This is a genomic window from Adhaeribacter soli, from assembly GCF_008727925.1.
Taxonomy (GTDB): domain Bacteria; phylum Bacteroidota; class Bacteroidia; order Cytophagales; family Hymenobacteraceae; genus Adhaeribacter_A; species Adhaeribacter_A soli.
The window spans coordinates 299551-319700 of record NZ_VTWT01000007.1 but is presented as its reverse complement, the minus strand read 5'-3'; the positions used below and the strand labels follow the sequence as shown (position 1 = coordinate 319700).

The window sequence follows — 20150 nt, the reverse complement described above, 5'->3', positions numbered from 1 at the left end:
GCTTAATTGCCAAATTGTTAAAAAGCTAAAAAAGCCGCTTTGGAGAGATCCGGAGCGGTTTTTTTCATTCAGGGCTTTTTCTTTTTTACTGCCAAAGAATATCGTTTTATGAAAGGTCAAAAGCTTTCAGAGGGTTAATCTGATCTTCAGCCTGGTCCGCCTTTAGTGTTTTCAAATCCCGGGCACAAAACATTGTTTTCTACTGGTTATCAGAAATTTACCTAAACTATTTTAGAACGTATAACCTAGAACGTCAGGCTCTTAAGCCAAATATTCAGAATTTATCCAGCTTAACTATGAAAACACTTTTGCCTTTAATTCTTCTTTTTGGCCTACTCTGGGGCTGTGCTTCATCGGTAAGCGTAAGCACCGATTATGACCGCTCAGCTAACTTTACCAGCTATACTACTTATAAATGGTACCAGGATACACCACCTGCGCGCCGCGATTCCATCCGGACTTACAATACCTTCCTGGATAAAAGGATCAGAAGCGCTGTAGAAGCCAATATGGCCCGCAAAGGTTTCCGATTGGTAGATTCAAACCCGGATATACTGGTGGCTTACGATGTAAAAGTAGTTACGCGCCAGGAGCTTCATAACGATTACGGCTACTACCCCGGCTGGTACGGGCCCGGCTGGTATGGTTACGGCTGGTGGTATGGTTATCGCTACGATTATGGCTATTCGCGCTTTGCTTACCCCATGTACATCGATCAGTACCAAGATGGAACTATCATCATCGACTTGGTAGATGCCAGGGACAATGAGCTGGTATGGCGGGGCTGGGGCCAGATGCGGGTAGACAACGTTAATATTTCACAGAGCGAAGTAGATAAAATTGTTTCCCGGATCTTTGAAAAATATCCTCCCGGTGCAGACAAGAAAAAATAACTTGATTTCCACCTCGGTTATTCACCTCCGGCAGGCGTATAAAAACAATAGCCTTTTCCGATTGGAAATGGCTATTGTTTTCAGATAAAAAAGTAAAGTGCTTAAACGTGTACGTGGCGTTCGGCGTGATAAGAGGAACGTACCAGCGGGCCGGATTCTACGTATTTCAGGCCGCGGCGTAAGCCTTCTTCCTTATAATGCGCAAACAGATCCGGGTGAATAAATTCAGCTACTTCTATGTGGCGTTTGGTCGGCTGCAGGTACTGCCCTAAGGTTAGAATATCCAGGCCGTTGGCAGCAAGATCGTCCATGGCCTGGTAAACTTCTTCCTTCTTTTCGCCGAGGCCCAGCATAATACCGGTTTTGGTGCGTTTGCCGTATTCTTTCGTGCGGCGGATCTGCTCCAGGCTGCGGTCGTATTTGGCCTGCGGGCGCACCATGCGGTACAAACTGCCGACAGTTTCCATGTTGTGCGATACCACTTCCTGCCCGGCCGAGATCATTACTTCCAGGGCCTCCCAGTTGGCTTTCACGTCCGGAATTAACGTTTCAATGGTAGTTAATGGCGATAATTCTTTGATCAGCACTACCGTTTCGTGCCAGATGGCAGCGCCACGGTCTTTCAGTTCGTCGCGGTTCACCGAAGTGATTACGGCGTGCTTCACGCCCATGGTTTTAATGGCTTCGGCAACGCGGCGCGGTTCGTCTACATCGTACTCGTTTGGCCGGCCGGTGGCTACGGCACAGAACGAGCAGCTGCGCGTGCAAACGTTCCCTAATATCATGAACGTAGCGGTGCCGGCGCCCCAGCATTCGCCCATGTTCGGGCAATTTCCGCTTTCGCAAATGGTGTGCAGTTTATTTTCGTCCACAATGCTGCGGACTTTGGCGTATTCCTTCCCTACGGGCAGCTTTACCCGCAACCAGTCGGGCTTGCGGTTTTTAGGCTGTTCTACTACCGGTTGTAAAACCGGCAACCTTAACAATTCATCCATAAGGCAAAGGTACGAAGGAACTTGCGGATAGCAAAGAAAGTATCGGGCTGGCTTTATTTGCGGCGGCCGTAGTAGATGGTAAGATAAACGGAAGTGAATACACTGTTATTCTGGGCCTGGGGCAACAAAATTATTTTTTTAGGATAAGCTTCAAACAGGAATCCGGTTTCTATGCCAGTAATGTTTTCCTGGTACCGGCCGTATTCGAAACTCACGGCTGTTCTCAGGTGGGCCCCGATATTTACCTCGGTTTCGTTTATACCGGTTAAAAAGCCGGCACTGCCTATTATAAAATCAGGTTTATTATGTTCCAGAACAGGATCGTAACGAACCCGCTGAATATCGCGTTGTTGGGCCGGGTTACCGCTTCGCCCTACTTCGTTTACATCGTAATCGATATAATACGGTACCAGCAAAGCAACAGAAGGACCAACGCCGATAACCGCATTCACCTCCACGCCCGATTCCTGGGCTTTTTTAAAGAACATGTATTCCCGTCCGTATTCCGGACGAAATACATACATATAATTGGTTTTGCCGAGCACAAAAATATCGCCGCCCTGGCCCAGGTACTTATTTTCTTTCGGATGCTTTACCTCCACAATTTCCAGGCCCCAGAACTGCTGCCATCGGTCCTGAATAGTTTTGGAAGAACGCAGGGAAATTCCGCCGATAATACCTCCGTTGGTATTGAAGTTTAGGCCGTAAGTAAATTCTTTCCGGGGCGCTTCCGTTTGGGCAAAGCCGGTTGGAGCAAACGCCAGGAAAAACAAAATTGAGAGACAGGAGAATTTAAACACGGCAAAGGACAATTTGTGGTTTAAAAGTAATAAATTTACGCTCACGAACAAATTTAGTTTTTTCCAGAAATGAGCACAATCAGCACCGTTTACTCCGGTAATCTCCGCACCCAAGCTACTCATAACGCTTCCGGCAACACCATTATTACCGATGCTCCTACCGATAATAACGGCCGCGGCGAAGCCTTTTCCCCTTCCGACCTGGTATGCGCCGCTCTGGGCAGCTGCATGCTCACCATTATGGGAATTGTGGCCGAACGCAACAATATTCAACTGGAAGGCACAACCCTGGAGATAAAGAAAATTATGGCTGCCGAACCCCGCCGCATTGCCGAAGTAGTAATCGGCTTTAACATGCCCGACAGCAACACCTTTACCGATAAGGAAAAAGCCATTCTGGAAAATGCCGCCCGTACCTGCCCGGTAGCCCTAAGCCTGCACCCGGAAATCAAGCAAACGGTAGCTTTTAACTATTAAAAAGTAAGTTCAATTTGTCTGAACACAATTTTAAGGATTAATAAAACAGACAGGATTGAATTTCAAAAAATTAAATCGGATTCAGTAGAAAAACGAGGAAGGCTCAGCGAAAGAAAAAAATTCTGGTAAAAGCTCTGTGAAAGTTTCAAGCCCAACCTTGCACTGAAAGCAACAGGTTCGGCTATTCCAAAACTTCTCTTTTTCTCTTTACGCTCCGGGTTTGTAGTAATTCTTTTGTAAGAAATTCTGTACATCCTTTAATACTGTAAATCATAGTACAGACAAACTAAAAAGCATTGCCCGGTTAAACAGGCAATGCTTTTTTGTTTATAAAGGCTTTACAACTTATGAAGTAACCAGCTTTTTAACTTCGTCGAGTTTAATACCCATGTGCGAAGCATGGTAGGTACAAACGCCATCCTGAATAAGCAGCAGCTGCGGTGATTCATGACGGACCTGGAAGAATTCGGCTATTTCGTTTGAAACCGGGCGGAAGCTGAGCAGATCGAGGTAATATGGTTTAATGTTTTTCAGGCTGCTGTCTTCCCACTGGCGCTCCAGCCGGCTTTTGGCCATAGAACTAATGGAGCAGCTGGTGCTGTGTTTGAAAATAACGATCGGTTGCTCTTTCGACTCTTCGGCTAAAGATTCTATCTGAGCGGTCTGATTTAAGGGTTTCCACTGGATCATGGCTTTTGCAATTAAGTCCGGTACTAGTTTTTCTTTTTGAAAAGCCGCCGCTCGTTTTTTACCGGGTTCGGGCCGTTGTAGATTTCGTCTGTTTCCAGCTCTTCGTTTTTAGCCTTTTTGCCGGCAGCGCCCCGCTTATAAGAATACATTTTCATATTCAAGTGCGAATCCTTTACATCGTCAGCTTTGTAGCGGGCAGCTTCCCGGCGTATTTTACGGCTATCGGCCCGGGAGCGTTCGCTTTCAAAGGAAATTTGCGCAAAAGCAGCGTTCGATATTCCCGCCGAAAGGCAGATGGCTATTACAGAAGCTTGCAGAAATTTGGATAAGGAGTAATCAGAAGTTTTCATAATCATTCATCTACAGGTTCAACATTCGGTTCCGGTCTCGATTTTGTTTTCTTCGTCTTCTTCGTCTTTTTCCCTGAGAACAGGTCGGTAAAGAAATTTCCTTTCCGCTTCACTTTACGGGCAGGATTGTTTCGGAGTTTCTTGTACTTTCCTTTCTGTAGCAGCCCGTTCTTATTATAGCGGTTCTTTTTCGCCGTCAGGCTTGCTTTTGGCTTGCTCTCGGTAGTGGCGGCATCGTCTAAAGAAGCAGTCGCATTATCCGTAGCATCGGCGCTGGCCGTGGCATCCTGACTGGCATCGTCCGGGTTCGGATTGTCGGGGTCTGCCAGGTTTGCCGGTCTGGCCTTTTTCTTCTTCTTTGTGCCTTTCTTGGCCTTGGCGGTTGCTTTGTTTACATCCGGGCAAGGCAGTTTACGGCTGCACCCTTCCGAAAAAACAAGCGCCATAGCCAGTAAAAGCAACAAGGTACTTTTTTGGCCCAAAAGGCTATTGTTTTTCCGGAAAAGCCGCAGCACGTTCAACATATTGGTTAAATTACACTATTCCCGCCTAATATACAAGCATTTTCTCAACGGCTTCCTGCAAACGCTTCACCGGCAGGAATTCCTGCTCCAGCGGCGGCGCGAACGGAATAGCCGTATCGAGGCCGCCAACGCGGATAACCGGCGAATCGAGGCGCTCGAAACAGTTTTCGGCAATCCATGCGCCAATCTCCGCACCGATGCCACCGGTTAAGGTATCTTCGTGCAGAATAATTACGCGGCCGGTTTTCTCAACGGTTTCCCGAACGGCTTCTTTATCCCAAGGCAATAAGGTCCGAAGATCAAGCACATCTGCACTTAAAGACAACTTATCTAGCATTTGCGTTGCCCAGTGTACGCCCATTCCGTAAGTAATTATTGAAAAGTCTTCGCCTTCGCGCGCTAAAGCCGCTTTTCCGATCTCGGTGGTATAATAATCGTCCGGAACCTGGGCCGCTAAAGAACGGTACAGCATTTTGTGCTCGAAGTACATTACCGGGTTCGGGTCTTCAATAGCAGCGTTCAGCAAACCTTTGGCATCAACAGGATTGCTTGGATACACAATTTTCAGACCCGGCGTGTGGAAGAACCAGGCTTCGTTGCTTTGCGAGTGGAACGGACCCGCTGCCGCGCCCGCGCCCGTAGGCATCCGCACCACTACATCGGCGTTCTGTCCCCAACGGTAATGCGATTTGGCTAAATTGTTCACGATCTGGTTGAAACCGCAGGTCACGAAATCGGCAAACTGCATTTCTACCATCGTTTTCTTTTTCTTGATCGACATACCCAGACCTATACCGATAATGGCGCTTTCGCATAAAGGCGTATTACGTACGCGAGCTTTGCCGAATTTCTCTACGAAGCCTTCGGTAATTTTGAAAACACCGCCATACTCGGCAATGTCCTGACCCATTAAAACCAGTTCCGGGTAACGCTCCATGCTCTGGCGCAAACCGTCGGAAATAGCATCCACGAAACGTTTCTCCGTAGTTTTATCCGACGCCGGCTCAATTACCACCTGTTCAAAAGGCTGGTACATGTCTGCAATTTCTTCTTCGGCGTTGGCCGTAGGCATTGGCGTGCCGAAAGCAATATCCAGGCCGCGCTCGATTTCTGCTTTGAATTCCTCGCGGATAGCCGCCATGGACTTTGGCGTCAGCACTTTTTCTTCGAGCAGGTATTTTTCGAAATTATCTACCGGATCTTTTTTCGCCCATTTCTCGAACAGCTCCTGCGGCACGTATTTGGTTCCGGAAGCTTCCTCGTGGCCGCGCATCCGGAACGTCATGGCTTCGATCAGCATCGGGCGCGGATTTTTGCGCATGCTGTTGGCCGCCTGCCGCACGGTGTCGTACACTTCCAGCACGTTGTTGCCATCTATCTGCAAGGCATCCATGCCGTAAGCCGGACCTTTATCGATAAAATAGTTGAATTTGAATTGTTCGTTGCTTGGCGTAGAAAGGCCATAACCGTTATTCTCGATCATGAAAATAACCGGCAGGTTCCAAACCGCCGCTACGTTCAGAGCTTCATGGAAATCGCCTTCGCTTGCGCCGCCGTCGCCGGAATACACCAGCGTTACTTTTTCCCGCTTTTCGAGCAGGTCAGCCAGCGCAATACCATCGGCAACCGCCAGCTGCGGCCCCAGGTGCGAGATCATGCCTACAATGTGGTGCTCGTTCGAACCGAAGTGGAAAGAACGGTCGCGGCCTTTGGTGAAACCGGTAGTTTTACCCTGGAACTGGGCAAACAGCTGGTCCAGCGCCATGTCGCGGCAGGTGAAAACACCTAAATTCCGGTGCATCGGCAAAATATATTCGTCATTATCGAGGGCTAAGGTAGAGCCCACCGATATAGCTTCCTGACCGATACCGGAGAACCATTTACTCACTTTTCCCTGGCGGAGCAGGATGAGCATTTTCTCCTCGATCATGCGGGGTTTCAGAATGCCACGGTACAGACGGATCAGGTCTTCGTCGGTATAGTCTTTGCGGTTGAAATTCATAGTCTTAAATGCGAATTAAAAGCGCCGCAAAATTAACCTATTTCCAGCCAGCCGGAAAGAAATAACATTTAATTTTTTCACCCCTCCCCGGCAGCTAATTCAGGGGAGGGAGAATTTTTATTTGTACGGACAGGGCTTGACCTGTCCCCCACGCATTCCCGGTAAAAAAATCCTGTCCAACCTTAAAATCCAGAAAATCGTGTTCAGATAATTTATCACAATAAGCACACAGACAGCCCACCACCAGACCGCATGCCAATATTTTCCGGCAATTGCTTAAATAATTCCCCGAAAAAGCTGAACTTCGGCACAAACTGTCGTAAAACGGTAGGTTTTGGACAAAAAAAGTCCAGCTACCTGATACCTGATACTTGATACTGAAATATGATTCAATTCGAAGAATTTACTTTAGATAACGGCCTCCGCTGCATTGTGCACGAAGATCTAACCACGCCCATGGCGGTTTTGAACGTGCTCTACGATGTAGGCTCCCGCGACGAAGACGAAAACCACACGGGCTTTGCCCACTTATTTGAGCACCTAATGTTCAGCGGTTCGGTAAACATCCCGAGCTACGACGAGCCGTTGCAGCGCGTAGGCGGCGAAAACAACGCCTTCACCAGCCCCGACATTACAAACTATTACCTCACTGTTCCGGCCCAAAACATCGAAACCGGTTTTTGGCTCGAATCGGACCGGATGCTTGGCCTGGCTTTCAGCGAAAAAGGCTTGGAAGTACAGCGCAAAGTGGTGGTGGAAGAATTCAAGCAGAATTACCTGAACCAGCCCTACGGCGACGTGTGGCTGAAACTCCGTCCGCTCGTGTACCAGCAGCACCCGTACAAATGGGCTACCATCGGCAAAGAAGTGGCGCACATCGAAAATGCCGTAATGGACGACGTCCGGAATTTCTTCGACAAGCATTATTCCCCGATTAATGCGATCTTGGTAGTGGCCGGAAATATTACGGTTGCCAAAGCCAAAGAATTGGCTGAAAAATGGTTCGGCCCCATTCCATCGGGCGTAAAATACGAGCGTAACCTGCCCGTAGAGCCGAAACAAACCAAAGCCCGTCGCCTGGATGTGTACGCCGACGTGCCGCTGAGTGCCCTGTACAAAGCCTACCACATGCCCGCCCGCACCGACAAAGATTACCACGCCGCCGATCTGGTAAGCGATATCCTAGGCCGCGGAAAATCTTCGCGCCTCTACAACAAACTGGTAAAAGAAGACAAACTTTTGAACTCCATCAGCGCTTCGGTTATGGGCTCCATGGAACCGGGACTGCTCATTATCCAGGGCAAACTGAACGCCGGGGTAGACATTGAAGTCGCCAACAAAGCCATCGAGGAAATTAACGCCGAATTTATGGCGAACGGCATTTCGGAAGAAGAGCTGACCAAAGTAAAGAACCAGGCCGAAACTTCCCTGGTGTTTTCCGAGATCGAATTGCTGAACCGGGCCATGTCTTTGGCTTATTTCAAACTGATGGGCGACGCCAACCTGATAAACCAGGAAAGCGCCAACGTACAAGCCGTAACCGCCGACGCCCTGCTGCAGCAAGCCCGCACCATTTTAGACCCGAAGAACTGCTCCACACTTTATTACCATGCCCAACCGAAATTAGGAATGCCGGCAGAAGCAGAGGAAAGCGAAGCAGAAGCATAACCAAAGGCAGACAATGAACACCAAACTTCTAATGACTTCAAGCGGCTTTTTTATGGCTGCCTCCGGTATTACGCTGTCGTTTTTCCCGCACGAGATTTTACAGTTTGCCGACCAGAAACCGAGTCTGGTTATGGATTTGGTTTTACAGGTTTTGGGTGCGCTTTACCTCGGTTTTGCGATGCTTAACTGGATGGCAAAAGGAAATCTGATCGGCGGAATTTACAGCCGCCCGGTTGCAATTGGGAATTTAGCGCATTTTCTGATTGCCGGACTGGCACTGCTGAAAGCTGCTTTCACTATGGGTAATTCGCCTTTCGTATGGGCGCTGGCCATCATTTACGCTGGTTTCGCCCTTGCCTTTGGCTTGGTTACCTTCACGCATCCGGCTAAGGTTAAAGCGGCAGTTTAGCAGAAATAACCACCCCAACCCCTCCTTGGTAAGGAGGGGAGCTGCTTTTCTGCTGAAAGAATGCTCTTGAAGGCTTTAGGCAGCTTTCTGCTAAAATAGTATGCTTAAAGGCTGAAAAGCCAAAAAGCAGCAGCAAAAAAAGCTCCCCTCCTTTTTCAAGGAGGGGCCAGGGGTAGTTGAAAACAGTACTGCTTTCAGGCAAAATACAACTAACAAGCTTTTCTGCCCACAGACAAAACGAAATGAATAAATTACATTAATCACCAAATTAAACAACCTACCAAAACCCCCTCCCCTGAATTAGGGGAGGGCCGGGGTGGGGTCACACTATGAAAATAAGAACCGGCTTCGGCTACGACGTACACCAATTAAAAGAAGGATTAGATTTCTGGCTCGGCGGCATTAAAGTGCCCCACACCCACGGCGCCCTCGGCCACTCCGACGCCGACGTGCTCATCCACGTAATTTGCGATGCTTTATTAGGCGCGGCTAATCTAAGAGACATCGGCTTCCATTTCCCCGATACCGACCCGAAATACAAAGGCGTAGACAGCAAAATTCTATTAAGAGAAGTAATGCGCCTGCTCCGCGAACAGAATTACCAGGTAAGCAACATCGATTCTACCATCTGTTTGCAGGAACCGAAGATCAACCCGCACATTCCGGCCATGAAAACCTGCCTTTCCGAAGTGATGGGTATTCCGGAGGAAGATATTTCCATAAAGGCTACCACTACCGAAAAACTGGGCTTTGTTGGGAAGAAAGAAGGCGTAGCCGCGTACGCTTCGGTGCTGATTTTCCGTTCTTAGAAAAAAACCGTAGCTTATTGGCTTCAAACAAGGTAAGCCTACCCAACAATCGAAATGAAGAAGAAAATATACGTATTGCTCTTTGCCGCTTTGGTTTCCGCGCCGCTGGCACAGGCCCAGACCAAAAAGAAAACCAAGGCCAAAGTTAAAACCGAAGCGGTAATTCAGGAACCTGAAATGGAGCGTCAGGTGGTAAACTACACGGTGGAAAGCGGTGAATCCACTGCCGAAATCTTTGCCAGAACCATCACCGCCGCCGACCTTTCCAAATACCTGCACGTGCTCGCTTCCGACGAATTTGAAGGCCGCGAAACCGGGCAGAAAGGTCAGAAACTGGCCGCAGCGTACATTTCCAACTTCTTCCGCGAAAACGGTTTGATTGGTCCGGTGGCGTCTAACCCGGGCAATACGTATTACCAGAAATTCAATCTGGAGCAGGCCACTTGGAAAGCTGCCGCCTTAAAAGTGGGCAAAAAGCAATTCGTTTACCAGAAAGATTTCTTCCTTTTCGGCGATGCGCCTGAGCAGCCTACCCAGCAACTCGACCTCGTATTTGCCGGCTACGGCATCGACGATAAGAACTATTCCGATTACCGCAACCTGAACGTAAAAGGCAAAACGGTAATCGTACTGGCCGGCGAACCGATGGACAAAGCAGGAAATTACCTCATAAGCAAATCGAAGGAAGCTTCTCCGTGGGGTGCCGATTCGCGGGCAAAAACCCGCGCAGCAACTCAGAAAGGCGCTAAAAATGTACTGGTAATCGAATCTTCCGAAGCCAATCTGCAGAAGTCCATGGAAGGCCTGAAGCACTGGCTCGATTCCCCGATGATCGCCTTTCCGGGAAAAGACCGGCGAAACCCGACCATTTTCGTGTCGCCGGAGGTAGGCGCCGCGCTCCTGAATACATCAGCCAAAAAACTGCAGGCCTACCAAAACAAGATCAGCGAAAGCGGCAAACCCGTACCGTCTGAATTTAAACTGGCCACCGGCGTAGAACTGCAAACCGAAAAAGTGCGCTCGCCGCTGCCTACCGAAAACGTTTTGGGCTTTATTGAAGGCACCGATAAAAAAGACGAAGTAATTGTGCTAACCGCGCATTATGACCACATCGGCATGGACCCGACCAAAACCGGCGACCAGATCTTCAACGGCGCCGACGACGACGGTTCCGGCACATCCGCCATCATGGAAATGGCCCAAGCCTTTATGGAAGCAAAAAAAGCCGGAGCAGGACCGCGCCGGAGCATTCTGTTCATGGCCGTAACCGGCGAAGAAAAAGGCTTACTGGGTTCGGAATACTACACCAGCAACCCGGTATTCCCGCTGGCCAACACCGTTGCCAACCTCAACATCGACATGATCGGCCGCACCGACGAAAAATATGCCGGCAATAAGAACTACATTTACGTAATCGGTTCTGACAAATTATCTTCTGAGCTGCACGACATCAACGAAATAGCCAACCACCAATACACCAAACTGGAACTGGACTACACCTACAACGACGAAAAAGACCCGAACAAATTCTACTACCGTTCCGACCACTACAATTTCGCCAAAAACAACATCCCGGTAATTTTCTACTTCAACGGCGTGCACGAAGACTACCACAAAGAAACCGACGAAGTAGACAAGATCATGTTCGACAAAATGGAAACCATCACCCGCCTCGTATTCCATACCGCCTGGGAACTGGCCAACCGCGACGAACGGATTAAGATGGATAGTAATAAGAAGTAAATTGTTAAATGGTTGAATGGTTGAATAGTTGAATTCTGCAGTTTCTATTAGAGAAACCCTTCCTTTTAGTTTACCTTTTCTGTCATCCTGAAAGGATCTTGTGAATACGAGACGCATCATCCCAAAAACCCACAAAAGATTTTTACCATAGTCAGAACCTGTAGAGACGTAAATATATTACGTCTCCATTCAGGGAATTACGTCTCCATTCGGGGCAGCAAGAATATTTCATCTATAACGGAATACCGGAAGTGGTAAAAATTCAGCTACCCGTTTAAACACAATACATTAAAACAATACCGTAAGAGACGTAATATATTACGTCTCTACAACCTCAGAAACCCAACTAAAAACCGTATTGCTTTCGGCCGAAAAACCCCGAACTTTGTACTAATTCCGATTTGAGAATCATTTCCAGATTTTCAAATCTCCAAATTTTCAAATCAATACCAGGTGAACAGATTAAAACAATTTTTATTGGAATCGGAGGCGAAGGCGTTTGATCTCGAGCACCGGAAAAAGATCCGTTTCAACATCGGCAAATACAACGCCGCGGTAGAAAAAGGCATGCACCAGTACAGCAACCACGAACTGGCGCGCCAACGGGCATCTTTTATCAAAACCACTACCATCAACAACCTCGATAAATACCTGATCGAGTTCGAGAATAATTTTACCCAGCGCGGCGGCAAAGTGATCTGGGCCCAGAACGCCGAAGAGGCTTTAAAAGAAATCGGCCAGATCATGAAGCGGAAAAAAGCCAAAACGGTGGTGAAGTCCAAATCCATGATCACGGAAGAAATTCACCTGAATACCTTCCTCGAAAAAAATGGCATCGATGTAGTGGAAACCGACTTGGGCGAATACATCGTGCAATTAGCTGACCAGCGCCCCTACCACATCGTAACGCCGGCCATGCACATGTCTAAAAAAGACATTGCTGACCTATTCGTAAAAAAACTCCGCATTCAGCCCACCGACGATGCCCAGCAACTGGTTTTAACTGCCCGTCGGCTGCTCCGCGAAAAATATACTTCAGCTGAAATTGGGATAACCGGCGCTAATTTCATTCTGGCCGATGTAGGAGGAATTGCCCTTACCGAAAACGAAGGCAACGCCCGCTTAAGCACCACCTTCCCGAAAACGCACATTGTAGTGGTGGGCATCGAAAAAATGCTGCCTTCCATTAACGACCTCGATCTGTTCTGGCCTTTGCTGAGCACCAGTGGCACCGGGCAACAGGTTACCGTGTATAATACCGTAATTACCGGCCCGCGTCAGCCCACTGAAAAAGACGGTCCGGACGAAATGTACGTGATCTTATTAGATAACGGCCGCACCAATTTATTAGCCCAACCCGACAAACGCGAAGCCCTGAACTGCATCCGTTGCGGCGCCTGTCTGAACATTTGCCCGGTCTATAAAAACATTGGCGGCCACACCTACGAAACCACGTATTCCGGCCCTATTGGTTCGGTAATAGAGCCGCATATGAGCGGCATGGCCGAAAACAAACACCTGAGTTACGCCAGTTCGCTGTGCGGCGCCTGTACTTCGGTTTGCCCGGTAAAAATAAACCTGCACAACCTGCTCCTGCTAAACCGCAAGCAAAGCGTAGACGAAGGCCTGGTAGAAAAACAGGAACGCTACGTTTTCAAATTCTGGGAATACGGCATGAAACACCCGCGCCTGCTCGACATGGCCCCGGTTGGCATTAAAAATTACTTCCTCCGCAAAGTGCAGAAAGAAACCTGGAGCAAACGCCGCGAACCTTTACAGGCAGCCCCTAAATCGTTCCGCCAGCTTTGGAAAGAACAGCACCCTTCCTAAATACAAAACCCTACCATTGCAAAATGGTAGGGTTTTGTATTTAAAACTAGTTCTGCCGGGCACCCGGACGGTACACGTATTTCTTTTTCATTTTTCTGACCTTCGGCTTTTTCTTTCCGAATAAGGAGGGCTTCGAAATAGTAACGGTTTTATTCGTATTCGGGTCGCGCGTTGGTTCTGAACCTACGGCGGGTAAAACCAGCATTGCTGCCAGCGTATAGATAATTATCTTTTTCATAGCGCATAATTCATAAACCTTATAATGAATTATACGCAAGCTACCTTGGCTGAGCAAGGCAGGCTAACCAGCTATTCCTAAAAGCATACATTTTTATGGCTTAAATATAAATTTTCAAGGGCGAAAAGCCTGAAAACAGCAGTGCCCTGACCTCGTATTTGCATTTAAGGGCTTTTTACTTAATCTTCTCAAGTTTAACCGATTACAACTTTAAACCCTGCTGCTTTAAAACAACAGGGCCTTAACAGGAAGACCACTTTACTTTCCGGCCTTAGTGTTTAATTTTGGGTGGTTTGGTTTTGCCTTTTTTTCCACCTTTCTTTTTCTTTCTCTTCTTCATAAAGTTGGAATAACCGGCATTTTCTTTACCCGCTGCCATCGTTTCTGCAAAGGCTGCTTCCAGCGGAGCCATCAGGAAAAGTGCAAAAAAACAGATAAACATTCTTTTCATAAGCTACTAATAATCAAAGGTTAAAGATAAATACTACTGCTTCTACAACATGGTAACGGTTGTTTATACGCTCCAATATTCTTCGGGTTGAAATATCCTAATTTTTTATTTTAATAGTTATATAGCAATTTATAAATGTTAAAAACAAGGCGTAACTTTTTTTTTTGATTTAACCGACAGTATTTAGATATTTGTCTAAATACCTAAATAAAAGAAAAGAGGCTGGCATGAACGCTTTATTCAAAGCTTTAGATGATCCTACCCGGCGGAAGATCATCGAACTGCTCCGTGAGAAGGACTTATCGGCCGGAGAAATTGCCGAGGCTTTCAACATCAGCAAGCCCAGTATTTCGCACCACCTGGAATTGTTAAAGAAAGCGGAAGTGGTGGTAGCCGTCCGGAAAGGCCAGTTCATCATGTATTCCCTGAACACCACCGTGTTCGACGAACTGGCCAAATGGGTAATGGACCTACTTAAAAAGGATAAATAAAACGTTATGAAAAACCATTCAAAAACCGAATTCCTGATCTTCCTGCTGCTTATAGTTCCTTTTGTGTACTTGGCTTTTACCTGGAACGATTACCCGGACCGGGTGCCGATTCATTTCAACCACAAAGGCGAAGCCGATAACTATGGTCCCAAATCGTTTGGTTTACTCATGCTGCCGGTAATTAACATTTTCCTGTACCTGCTTTTAAAATACCTGCCGAAGATCGATCCGCGGAAGGAAAATTATGCCTTGTTCGAAGGCCGTTACAAAGCCATTCGGCTGCTGATCCACCTGTTCATGGTTTTTATCTTTGTCCTGCTTACCGTTTCCATGCTTAAAGGCGCCTCTTCCCTCCTTTTTCCTAAACTGGTAGTTGCCGGCGTGGCGGTGGTTTTCATGATCTTAGGTAATTATTTCAGTGCGGTGCGCCCGAATTATTTTGTAGGCATCCGCACCCCTTGGACGCTGAGCAACGATGAAGTATGGAAGAAAACCCACCGTTTTGCCGGAAAGCTTTGGGTTGGGGCCTCGCTGATCCTGTTAATGCTGGTGCTGGCATCTGAAAAAGCCCATCCGGCTATTGTTGTTATTTACATCGGAATTCTGGTAATTGTACCCGTGGTTTACTCGTACCTCCTCTACCGGAAATTTTCCCGCCAGAATGGTACGCATTAATCCTTCAAAATCATCAGGCATATAAACTTATCGTTATGAAATCAGTTAATCTTTCCCTGTTCGTTTTCTTCTTCACGATGTCGCAACTATTTGCCGCAAACACACCTTCGGCCGTAGAAAAAACGCTGGAGCTTACCACCCGGTCCGGCATCCTGAAAGGCACTCTGCTCAGAATTCCGGCCGAAAAACCAATCCCGGTTGTCCTGATCATCAGCGGCTCCGGCCCTACCGATAAAAACGGCAACAACCCCATGATGCAGAACAACCACCTGAAAATGGTAGCCGAAGACCTCTCCAAAGCCGGTATTGCCAGCTTGCGCTACGACAAACGGGGAATCGGAGAAAATGCCCCGGCCGGACCTGCCAGGGAAAATGATATGCTGTTCGACCACCTGGTAAACGATGCCGCCGATTGGGCCACGAAACTGAAAGAAGATCCGAAGTTTAGTAAGGTGATTATCCTGGGCCATAGCGAAGGCTCCCTGATCGGGATGATGGCAGCGCAAAAAGCCAAAGCCGATGCCTTTATCTCTGTAGCCGGCGCCGGACAAACTGCCGATAAAATAATCAGGGAGCAGTTAAAAGGCCAGCCAAAACAAATATCCGACGAAGCCTTGCCCATTCTGGAAGAATTAGCCAAAGGCAAAACCGTAGCCAATGTAAACCCCATGTTTGCTGCCTTGTTCCGCGAAAGCGTTCAACCTTACCTCATTTCCTGGATGAAATACGATCCACAAATTGAGATCGCCAAATTAACGATGCCGGTCTTCCTCGTGCAGGGCACCACCGACCTTCAGGTAACCGAAAAAGATGCCCGCCTTCTGGCTGCAGCCAACAAAAAAAGCAAACTGGTCCTAATCGAAGGCATGAACCACGTGCTGAAAACTTCCACCGCCGATCCGCAAAAGAACATGGCTACCTACAACAACGCGGAACTTCCGCTCGCCCCGGCCCTAACCCCGAAACTTACCGGCTTTATCGCTTCACTGAAGTAAGTATAAAGACATTGGTATCTGGATATTAGTATCAAGATCAAAAACATTAAAACAATTTGCCGTTGTTGGTGTTTTCATCAACAACCGTACTGCAGTTTTTAATTATGTCTTCCTGAGCGCCAGCGAAGGACCTCGTTGGCTCGCAACAGAAAAGCCCAAAACAACGAAATTATACCAAATCGCCAAAAGCCAATTCCATTAAATACTTATGCTGGTGCGAGCCTCCGGCTCGTATCACTTTCAATACCTGATCAAATAATTCCGATACGAGCCGGAGGCTCGCACCAGCGATCAAGGTAATTACAGGAATGGAACAAGCTTTAAAAGAACTGGTATTATTATTAGCCAACGAGTTGTTTCACCCTCACTCAACAGACAAGTGTATTTCGGGCAGCTTCTATTCCCAGGGAAGGAAATAATAGGAAGCCAGCATCAGGATCACGGAGAAAGCCGCAATAAAAGCCAGCTGGCAATTTATGGAAGCGCACCAGATCAAACTGGAAAATCCGTTCAGGTTACCGGCCACAAAGATGTTAATTGCCGAAAACAGGATTACGGCCAGTACCAGCAAAATTCTTGCGCCCTGGCTTACCGGCAGTTTATTTTTAAGTAAATTCTGAATGATCAGAAAAAAGAGCAGCGTCGGAAAGTAGCCCCACAGGCAGGCGATCCACACGTAAAAGCTTTGGGTAATGCCTTCGGCCTGGGTTAAGGTGCGGGCTTCGGGCAACAGGTAAATGATGATCAGAAAGTAATTCAGCGGCGCCAGGATCAGAGTAGTAAACCAGACTTTCAGGGCATAACCAACCAGATCTTTGTGTACGTTTTCCATAGTTCAATTAAACGAAAAGCCCGGACAAATGCCGGGCTTTTTTATACGCAAAACAGTAACAAAACCGAAGAAAAAAGTAAAGAAAGGATTTCAGCTAAGTAAGTAAACTAAATTAACCGCATAAATTGAAAGGGACTTCAATTATGTAGTCTTGTGAATACAAGTCTCATTATATGTTTTAGTCTAGATACTAATATCCAGATACCAGTGTCTTTTCAATTATACTTCCGCATCTTCATCCGGCAGAATTTCCACGTCCTGCACCAGAACCAGTTTTTCAATTTCGCGGGCTTTTGGTGTATTGGCCAGGCCGCCCAAGGCCGTTTCTTTGTACTTGGTTTCCATGCTTTGGCCTACTTCGCCTAAGGCCATTACGCACTGGTCTACCGGAATTACCGGGTTTACGCCCGCAATCGCCATTTGCGCCGAAGAATAAGCAATAGCCGCCGCACTCGCATTCCGCACAATGCAGGGCACTTCCACCAGACCGGCCACTGGATCGCAAATCAAGCCCAGCATACATTGAATGGTAATGGCTACCGCTGCAAAAACCTGATCGATAGAACCACCCAGGCAATACACAATGGCACCGGCACCCATGGCCGCCGCACTACCAGTTTCCGCCTGGCAGCCACCGACCGCGCCGGCCAGTGAAGCGTTGGTTTCAATGATCAAAGCAATACCCGCTGCCACTAACAAACCTTCGTGAATTTTCCGGTCGTCGAGTTTGTGCAAATCCTGCAGCGTGGTTAAAATGCCCGGCAATATCCCCGAAGCTCCGGCCGTTGGCGCTGCCACTACCCGGCCCATGCAGGAATTCACTTCCTTGGCACCCAGTGCCCGCGTTACCAGCATTTTAAATTCCGGGCTCAAAACCGTAACCGGCGAAGCAGCCACTTTTTTCGCCCCGTTATTTACCATTCCCGAACGGGAGGTCATATTTTCGGTAAGGCCGGTTTTTACCGCATCCTGCATCACAGCATAGGCTTGCGCCATGGTCTGCCAGATAAGTTCCTCGGTACGGCCTTTCTGGGTAATCTCATATTCGAGCACCGGCTGAAAAAGGGCTTCGCCGGTTTCCTCGCAATGTTTCTGCCAGGAGGCAAAATCGTTAAATAATAAAGACATATCGCTAAATTCAGAGCATTAAAGAATAAGGGAGGGAAAGAAGGCTTCAGGTATTTTAATCGAAAACAGCCTTCCTGAACCTTTGTTCATTCCGCCACACAAGGTCAGAACGTTTTTCCGGATTCACAAATTCACTTTTTAGGGTACTCTGCCCTTTCCTGGCTTTTGTCAGAATCAGAATCAGGATTTTCAGGATTTAAAGATTTTCAGGACATTAGTCTGAAATCAGAAACGAAGTTCGGCGGAGCCAATTTCCAGAATTTTAGAATTAACAGAATTATTGAAAATTGGCTAACCCATAACTAACTACGTTGAGCCGGAGGAATTCTGGTAAGAAAGAGAAGCGAATTTATTTGAGCAGCTAACGGTTTTGCAGAAACTTAGAGCTTGTGCACTCCCCTCCTTTTCCAAGGCAAATGTTAGCAGGGAAAAACCTGGAATAATCAATTCCCCTCCTAGGAGGGGTTAGGGGTGGGTTCAAACTAGTGTAAAAAAGGAAAGAAGCGGTTTTCAGCTTCCTAAAAGATCTACCCCCTCAATGCACCGCAATCAAACTCTTCTCCCCTGTTTCCGCATCCACCCGGTAAAGTTCATGCGAGTTCGTACTGCTAACCCAAAGCTCCCTGCCCACAAATTCCACGTCGTTCGGTTCGAACAGCCCGGCAGTTAAGGTGCGTACGCGCTTACTTTCCAGGTTCAGGATCTTGATTTTTCCGTTGTAGGTATCGGCCAGAAAGAGGCAGTTTTCTTTTTCCGTCAGGCCGGTAAGATGCTGCAGCAAGGCAATATCCGCATCGCCGTCCATATCCCCGAAATCGAATAAACCTTTTCCCAATAAAGTATTCACCGAACCATTGCGGAGGTCGAGGCAGCGGACCGCACTGGCTTCGGCATCGGCAATGTAGAGTTTATCGCCGCTCAGGGCAAGGCCGCTGGGCTGGTTGAAGGCTGCATCGTGCAGGGTGCCGTTTAAGAGCGCTTCGGAACCGGTGCCGGCAAAACGGGTTACCACTTCGGTTTTAAGGTTCATTTGCAGGATCTGGTGGTTTCCGGCGTTGGCAATGTAGAGGGTATTTTCTTTTATAACCAAGTCCCAGGGCGAATTCGGATCTACCGGCACACCCCATTTTTCATTTCCGAAATAATACCCCAGTTTACCGGAACCGGCCGCCGTTTGCACCTCTTTAGAAACCAGGTCTACTTTCCGGATCGCGTGGTTGCGGGTATCGGCTACGTACAGAATATTACCGGCCAGGGCCATGCCTTGCGGTTCATGGAAGGAAGCTTCGGCAAAGCTGCCGTTCGCAAAACCTTCCTGGCCGGAGCCGATCGTTTCCAGCATCTTTCCTTCCCTGTCCAGTTGGAGGATGCGGTTATTGCCGCTGTCGGCTACAAAAACGGTATCGTTATGGGCTAAAATCTTGGTGGGGAAGCGCAACACATTCCCTTCCTTTTCCTCCTTCCGGAAATGAATGATCTCCCGGTTCAGCTTGTCCTCGAAATCTTTGATCATAAAATCCAGGTTCGGCTTCACCACCTCGTAAACGCCTTCGCCGGCCCGTTGTCCTACTACTTTTCCGTCCGGGTCTATCAGCACAATGGTGGGCCAGGCATTTATGGCGTATTGGCGCCAAATGCTGAAATCGGCGTCGTTAATGACCGGGTGTTCGATCCCGAATTTCTGAATGGCTTTGCGAATGGTATCGCTGCTTTTTTCGGCGTCGAATTTGGCCGAATGCACCCCGATCACCACCAGTTCTTCCGGGTATTCCTGTTCCAGGCGTTTCAGGTCGGGTAAAATATGCTGACAGTTAATACAACCGAACGTCCAGAAATCGAGCAGTACAAATTTGCCGCGCAATTCTTTCAGGGAATATTCTCTGTCGGTGTTGAGCCAGCCAAATTTGGAGTGCAGTTCGGGAGCGTTTACGCGGCCTGTATTCATAAATAAATTCGTGTGAGGTTTAGAGTAGTCGGAACTAGTACGGGATATTACCGCAAAACGATATTCCCCATTTCCTATTGTCGCATTTTTTGGGCAAAACGTTTCAAGAAGAACCAATAATATTTACCTAACAAGTAAACTTCACGGAACGCTGCCGCTACCCAAACGAATTTCTGTCCCCTTTCAGTCTCAGGGTCGATTCATT

At 47.8% G+C, this 20150-nt stretch carries 21 protein-coding genes; 10 read left to right on the top strand and 11 right to left on the bottom strand.

Features of this window, described 5'->3' with window-relative positions:
- Positions 1-296: 296 nt before the first annotated feature.
- Positions 297-893 (top strand): DUF4136 domain-containing protein, encoded by a 597-nt coding sequence (locus F0P94_RS14360; protein ID WP_150904582.1) that lies wholly within the window; start codon positions 297-299, stop codon positions 891-893.
- A 101-nt stretch (positions 894-994) separates the two neighbouring features.
- On the opposite strand, the gene lipA is transcribed toward F0P94_RS14360, so the two are convergent.
- Together lipA and F0P94_RS14350 are read right to left on the bottom strand one after the other, a co-directional pair.
- Entirely contained in the window at positions 995-1879 is an 885-nt protein-coding gene (gene lipA, locus F0P94_RS14355; protein ID WP_394349687.1) for a lipoyl synthase, read from the bottom strand.
- Positions 1880-1941: 62 nt separating this feature from the next.
- The gene (locus tag F0P94_RS14350; RefSeq protein WP_150904629.1) at positions 1942-2661 is read right to left on the bottom strand and encodes a hypothetical protein; all 720 of its coding nucleotides are present in this window, start codon (positions 2659-2661) and stop codon (positions 1942-1944) included.
- 96 nt (positions 2662-2757) lie between these two features.
- Between F0P94_RS14350 and F0P94_RS14345 the strand changes: the two genes are divergently transcribed.
- Positions 2758-3165, top strand: coding sequence for an OsmC family protein (locus F0P94_RS14345; protein WP_150904580.1), 408 nt, complete (start codon positions 2758-2760; stop codon positions 3163-3165).
- Between the two features lie 345 nt (positions 3166-3510).
- Here F0P94_RS14345 and ytxJ read toward each other — a convergent pair whose 3' ends face one another.
- The 4 genes from ytxJ to F0P94_RS14325 are packed head-to-tail and all read right to left on the bottom strand — an operon-like array spanning position 3511 to position 6731.
- Complete coding sequence (ytxJ, locus tag F0P94_RS14340) at positions 3511-3855, bottom strand: bacillithiol system redox-active protein YtxJ (protein WP_150904579.1); 345 nt, start codon at positions 3853-3855, stop codon at positions 3511-3513.
- A 23-nt stretch (positions 3856-3878) separates the two neighbouring features.
- Positions 3879-4205, bottom strand: a complete 327-nt coding sequence (locus F0P94_RS14335; RefSeq protein ID WP_150904578.1) for a hypothetical protein — start codon at positions 4203-4205, stop codon at positions 3879-3881.
- A gap of 2 nt (positions 4206-4207) precedes the next feature.
- On the bottom strand, positions 4208-4729 hold the full coding sequence (locus F0P94_RS14330; RefSeq protein ID WP_150904577.1) for a hypothetical protein: 522 nt from the start codon (positions 4727-4729) through the stop codon (positions 4208-4210).
- Positions 4730-4754: 25 nt separating this feature from the next.
- Positions 4755-6731, bottom strand: a complete 1977-nt coding sequence (locus tag F0P94_RS14325) for an alpha-ketoacid dehydrogenase subunit alpha/beta (RefSeq protein ID WP_150904576.1) — start codon at positions 6729-6731, stop codon at positions 4755-4757.
- Positions 6732-7115: 384 nt separating this feature from the next.
- Here F0P94_RS14325 and F0P94_RS14320 point away from each other — a divergent pair, with 384 nt between their 5' ends.
- From F0P94_RS14320 to F0P94_RS14300, 5 genes are all read left to right on the top strand, one after another.
- Positions 7116-8399: a M16 family metallopeptidase gene (locus tag F0P94_RS14320; RefSeq protein WP_150904575.1), complete on the top strand. Its 1284-nt coding sequence runs from the start codon at positions 7116-7118 to the stop codon at positions 8397-8399.
- A gap of 13 nt (positions 8400-8412) precedes the next feature.
- Positions 8413-8808 carry a hypothetical protein gene (locus F0P94_RS14315; protein ID WP_150904574.1) on the top strand — a complete coding sequence of 132 codons (396 nt, stop codon included), beginning with the start codon at positions 8413-8415 and terminating at the stop codon, positions 8806-8808.
- Between the two features lie 329 nt (positions 8809-9137).
- Positions 9138-9617, top strand: coding sequence for a 2-C-methyl-D-erythritol 2,4-cyclodiphosphate synthase (gene ispF / locus F0P94_RS14310; protein WP_150904573.1), 480 nt, complete (start codon positions 9138-9140; stop codon positions 9615-9617).
- 54 nt (positions 9618-9671) lie between these two features.
- A complete protein-coding gene (locus tag F0P94_RS14305) occupies positions 9672-11360 on the top strand; it encodes a M28 family peptidase (protein ID WP_150904572.1) in 1689 nt (562 codons plus the stop codon).
- Between the two features lie 453 nt (positions 11361-11813).
- Positions 11814-13190: a LutB/LldF family L-lactate oxidation iron-sulfur protein gene (locus tag F0P94_RS14300; protein WP_150904571.1), complete on the top strand. Its 1377-nt coding sequence runs from the start codon at positions 11814-11816 to the stop codon at positions 13188-13190.
- Positions 13191-13236: 46 nt separating this feature from the next.
- Here the strand turns inward: F0P94_RS14300 and F0P94_RS14295 are convergent, their stop codons facing one another.
- Complete coding sequence (locus tag F0P94_RS14295) at positions 13237-13428, bottom strand: hypothetical protein (protein ID WP_150904570.1); 192 nt, start codon at positions 13426-13428, stop codon at positions 13237-13239.
- A 271-nt stretch (positions 13429-13699) separates the two neighbouring features.
- Positions 13700-13840, bottom strand: coding sequence for a hypothetical protein (locus F0P94_RS19700; protein WP_191907052.1), 141 nt, complete (start codon positions 13838-13840; stop codon positions 13700-13702).
- A gap of 266 nt (positions 13841-14106) precedes the next feature.
- Here F0P94_RS19700 and F0P94_RS14290 point away from each other — a divergent pair, with 266 nt between their 5' ends.
- The 3 genes from F0P94_RS14290 to F0P94_RS14280 are packed head-to-tail and all read left to right on the top strand — an operon-like array spanning position 14107 to position 16040.
- The gene (locus tag F0P94_RS14290; RefSeq protein WP_150904569.1) at positions 14107-14370 is read left to right on the top strand and encodes an autorepressor SdpR family transcription factor; all 264 of its coding nucleotides are present in this window, start codon (positions 14107-14109) and stop codon (positions 14368-14370) included.
- Between the two features lie 6 nt (positions 14371-14376).
- The gene (locus F0P94_RS14285) at positions 14377-15045 is read left to right on the top strand and encodes an SdpI family protein (protein ID WP_150904568.1); all 669 of its coding nucleotides are present in this window, start codon (positions 14377-14379) and stop codon (positions 15043-15045) included.
- 35 nt (positions 15046-15080) lie between these two features.
- Positions 15081-16040, top strand: coding sequence for an alpha/beta hydrolase (locus F0P94_RS14280; protein WP_150904567.1), 960 nt, complete (start codon positions 15081-15083; stop codon positions 16038-16040).
- 397 nt (positions 16041-16437) lie between these two features.
- Here the strand turns inward: F0P94_RS14280 and F0P94_RS14275 are convergent, their stop codons facing one another.
- From F0P94_RS14275 to F0P94_RS14265, 3 genes are all read right to left on the bottom strand, one after another.
- Entirely contained in the window at positions 16438-16872 is a 435-nt protein-coding gene (locus F0P94_RS14275) for a hypothetical protein (RefSeq protein ID WP_150904566.1), read from the bottom strand.
- Positions 16873-17091: 219 nt separating this feature from the next.
- Positions 17092-18000, bottom strand: a complete 909-nt coding sequence (gene sdaAA / locus F0P94_RS14270) for an L-serine ammonia-lyase, iron-sulfur-dependent, subunit alpha (RefSeq protein ID WP_150904565.1) — start codon at positions 17998-18000, stop codon at positions 17092-17094.
- A gap of 535 nt (positions 18001-18535) precedes the next feature.
- Complete coding sequence (locus F0P94_RS14265) at positions 18536-19945, bottom strand: thioredoxin-like domain-containing protein (RefSeq protein ID WP_150904564.1); 1410 nt, start codon at positions 19943-19945, stop codon at positions 18536-18538.
- Between the last annotated feature and the right edge of the window lie 205 nt (positions 19946-20150).

What these genes read in the sequence shown, in the direction of transcription:
- F0P94_RS14360 (WP_150904582.1), top strand. Translation starts at nt 297, where the DNA reads ATGAAAACACTTTTGCCTTTAATTCTTCTTTTTGGCCTACTCTGGGGC.
- F0P94_RS14345 (WP_150904580.1), top strand. Translation starts at nt 2,758, where the DNA reads ATGAGCACAATCAGCACCGTTTACTCCGGTAATCTCCGCACCCAAGCT.
- ytxJ (WP_150904579.1), bottom strand. Translation starts at nt 3,855, where the DNA reads ATGATCCAGTGGAAACCCTTAAATCAGACCGCTCAGATAGAATCTTTA.
- F0P94_RS14335 (WP_150904578.1), bottom strand. Translation starts at nt 4,205, where the DNA reads ATGAAAACTTCTGATTACTCCTTATCCAAATTTCTGCAAGCTTCTGTA.
- F0P94_RS14330 (WP_150904577.1), bottom strand. Translation starts at nt 4,729, where the DNA reads ATGTTGAACGTGCTGCGGCTTTTCCGGAAAAACAATAGCCTTTTGGGC.
- F0P94_RS14325 (WP_150904576.1), bottom strand. Translation starts at nt 6,731, where the DNA reads ATGAATTTCAACCGCAAAGACTATACCGACGAAGACCTGATCCGTCTG.
- F0P94_RS14320 (WP_150904575.1), top strand. Translation starts at nt 7,116, where the DNA reads ATGATTCAATTCGAAGAATTTACTTTAGATAACGGCCTCCGCTGCATT.
- F0P94_RS14315 (WP_150904574.1), top strand. Translation starts at nt 8,413, where the DNA reads ATGAACACCAAACTTCTAATGACTTCAAGCGGCTTTTTTATGGCTGCC.
- ispF (WP_150904573.1), top strand. Translation starts at nt 9,138, where the DNA reads ATGAAAATAAGAACCGGCTTCGGCTACGACGTACACCAATTAAAAGAA.
- F0P94_RS14305 (WP_150904572.1), top strand. Translation starts at nt 9,672, where the DNA reads ATGAAGAAGAAAATATACGTATTGCTCTTTGCCGCTTTGGTTTCCGCG.
- F0P94_RS14295 (WP_150904570.1), bottom strand. Translation starts at nt 13,428, where the DNA reads ATGAAAAAGATAATTATCTATACGCTGGCAGCAATGCTGGTTTTACCC.
- F0P94_RS19700 (WP_191907052.1), bottom strand. Translation starts at nt 13,840, where the DNA reads ATGGCTCCGCTGGAAGCAGCCTTTGCAGAAACGATGGCAGCGGGTAAA.
- F0P94_RS14290 (WP_150904569.1), top strand. Translation starts at nt 14,107, where the DNA reads ATGAACGCTTTATTCAAAGCTTTAGATGATCCTACCCGGCGGAAGATC.
- F0P94_RS14285 (WP_150904568.1), top strand. Translation starts at nt 14,377, where the DNA reads ATGAAAAACCATTCAAAAACCGAATTCCTGATCTTCCTGCTGCTTATA.
- F0P94_RS14280 (WP_150904567.1), top strand. Translation starts at nt 15,081, where the DNA reads ATGAAATCAGTTAATCTTTCCCTGTTCGTTTTCTTCTTCACGATGTCG.
- F0P94_RS14275 (WP_150904566.1), bottom strand. Translation starts at nt 16,872, where the DNA reads ATGGAAAACGTACACAAAGATCTGGTTGGTTATGCCCTGAAAGTCTGG.
- sdaAA (WP_150904565.1), bottom strand. Translation starts at nt 18,000, where the DNA reads ATGTCTTTATTATTTAACGATTTTGCCTCCTGGCAGAAACATTGCGAG.
- F0P94_RS14265 (WP_150904564.1), bottom strand. Translation starts at nt 19,945, where the DNA reads ATGAATACAGGCCGCGTAAACGCTCCCGAACTGCACTCCAAATTTGGC.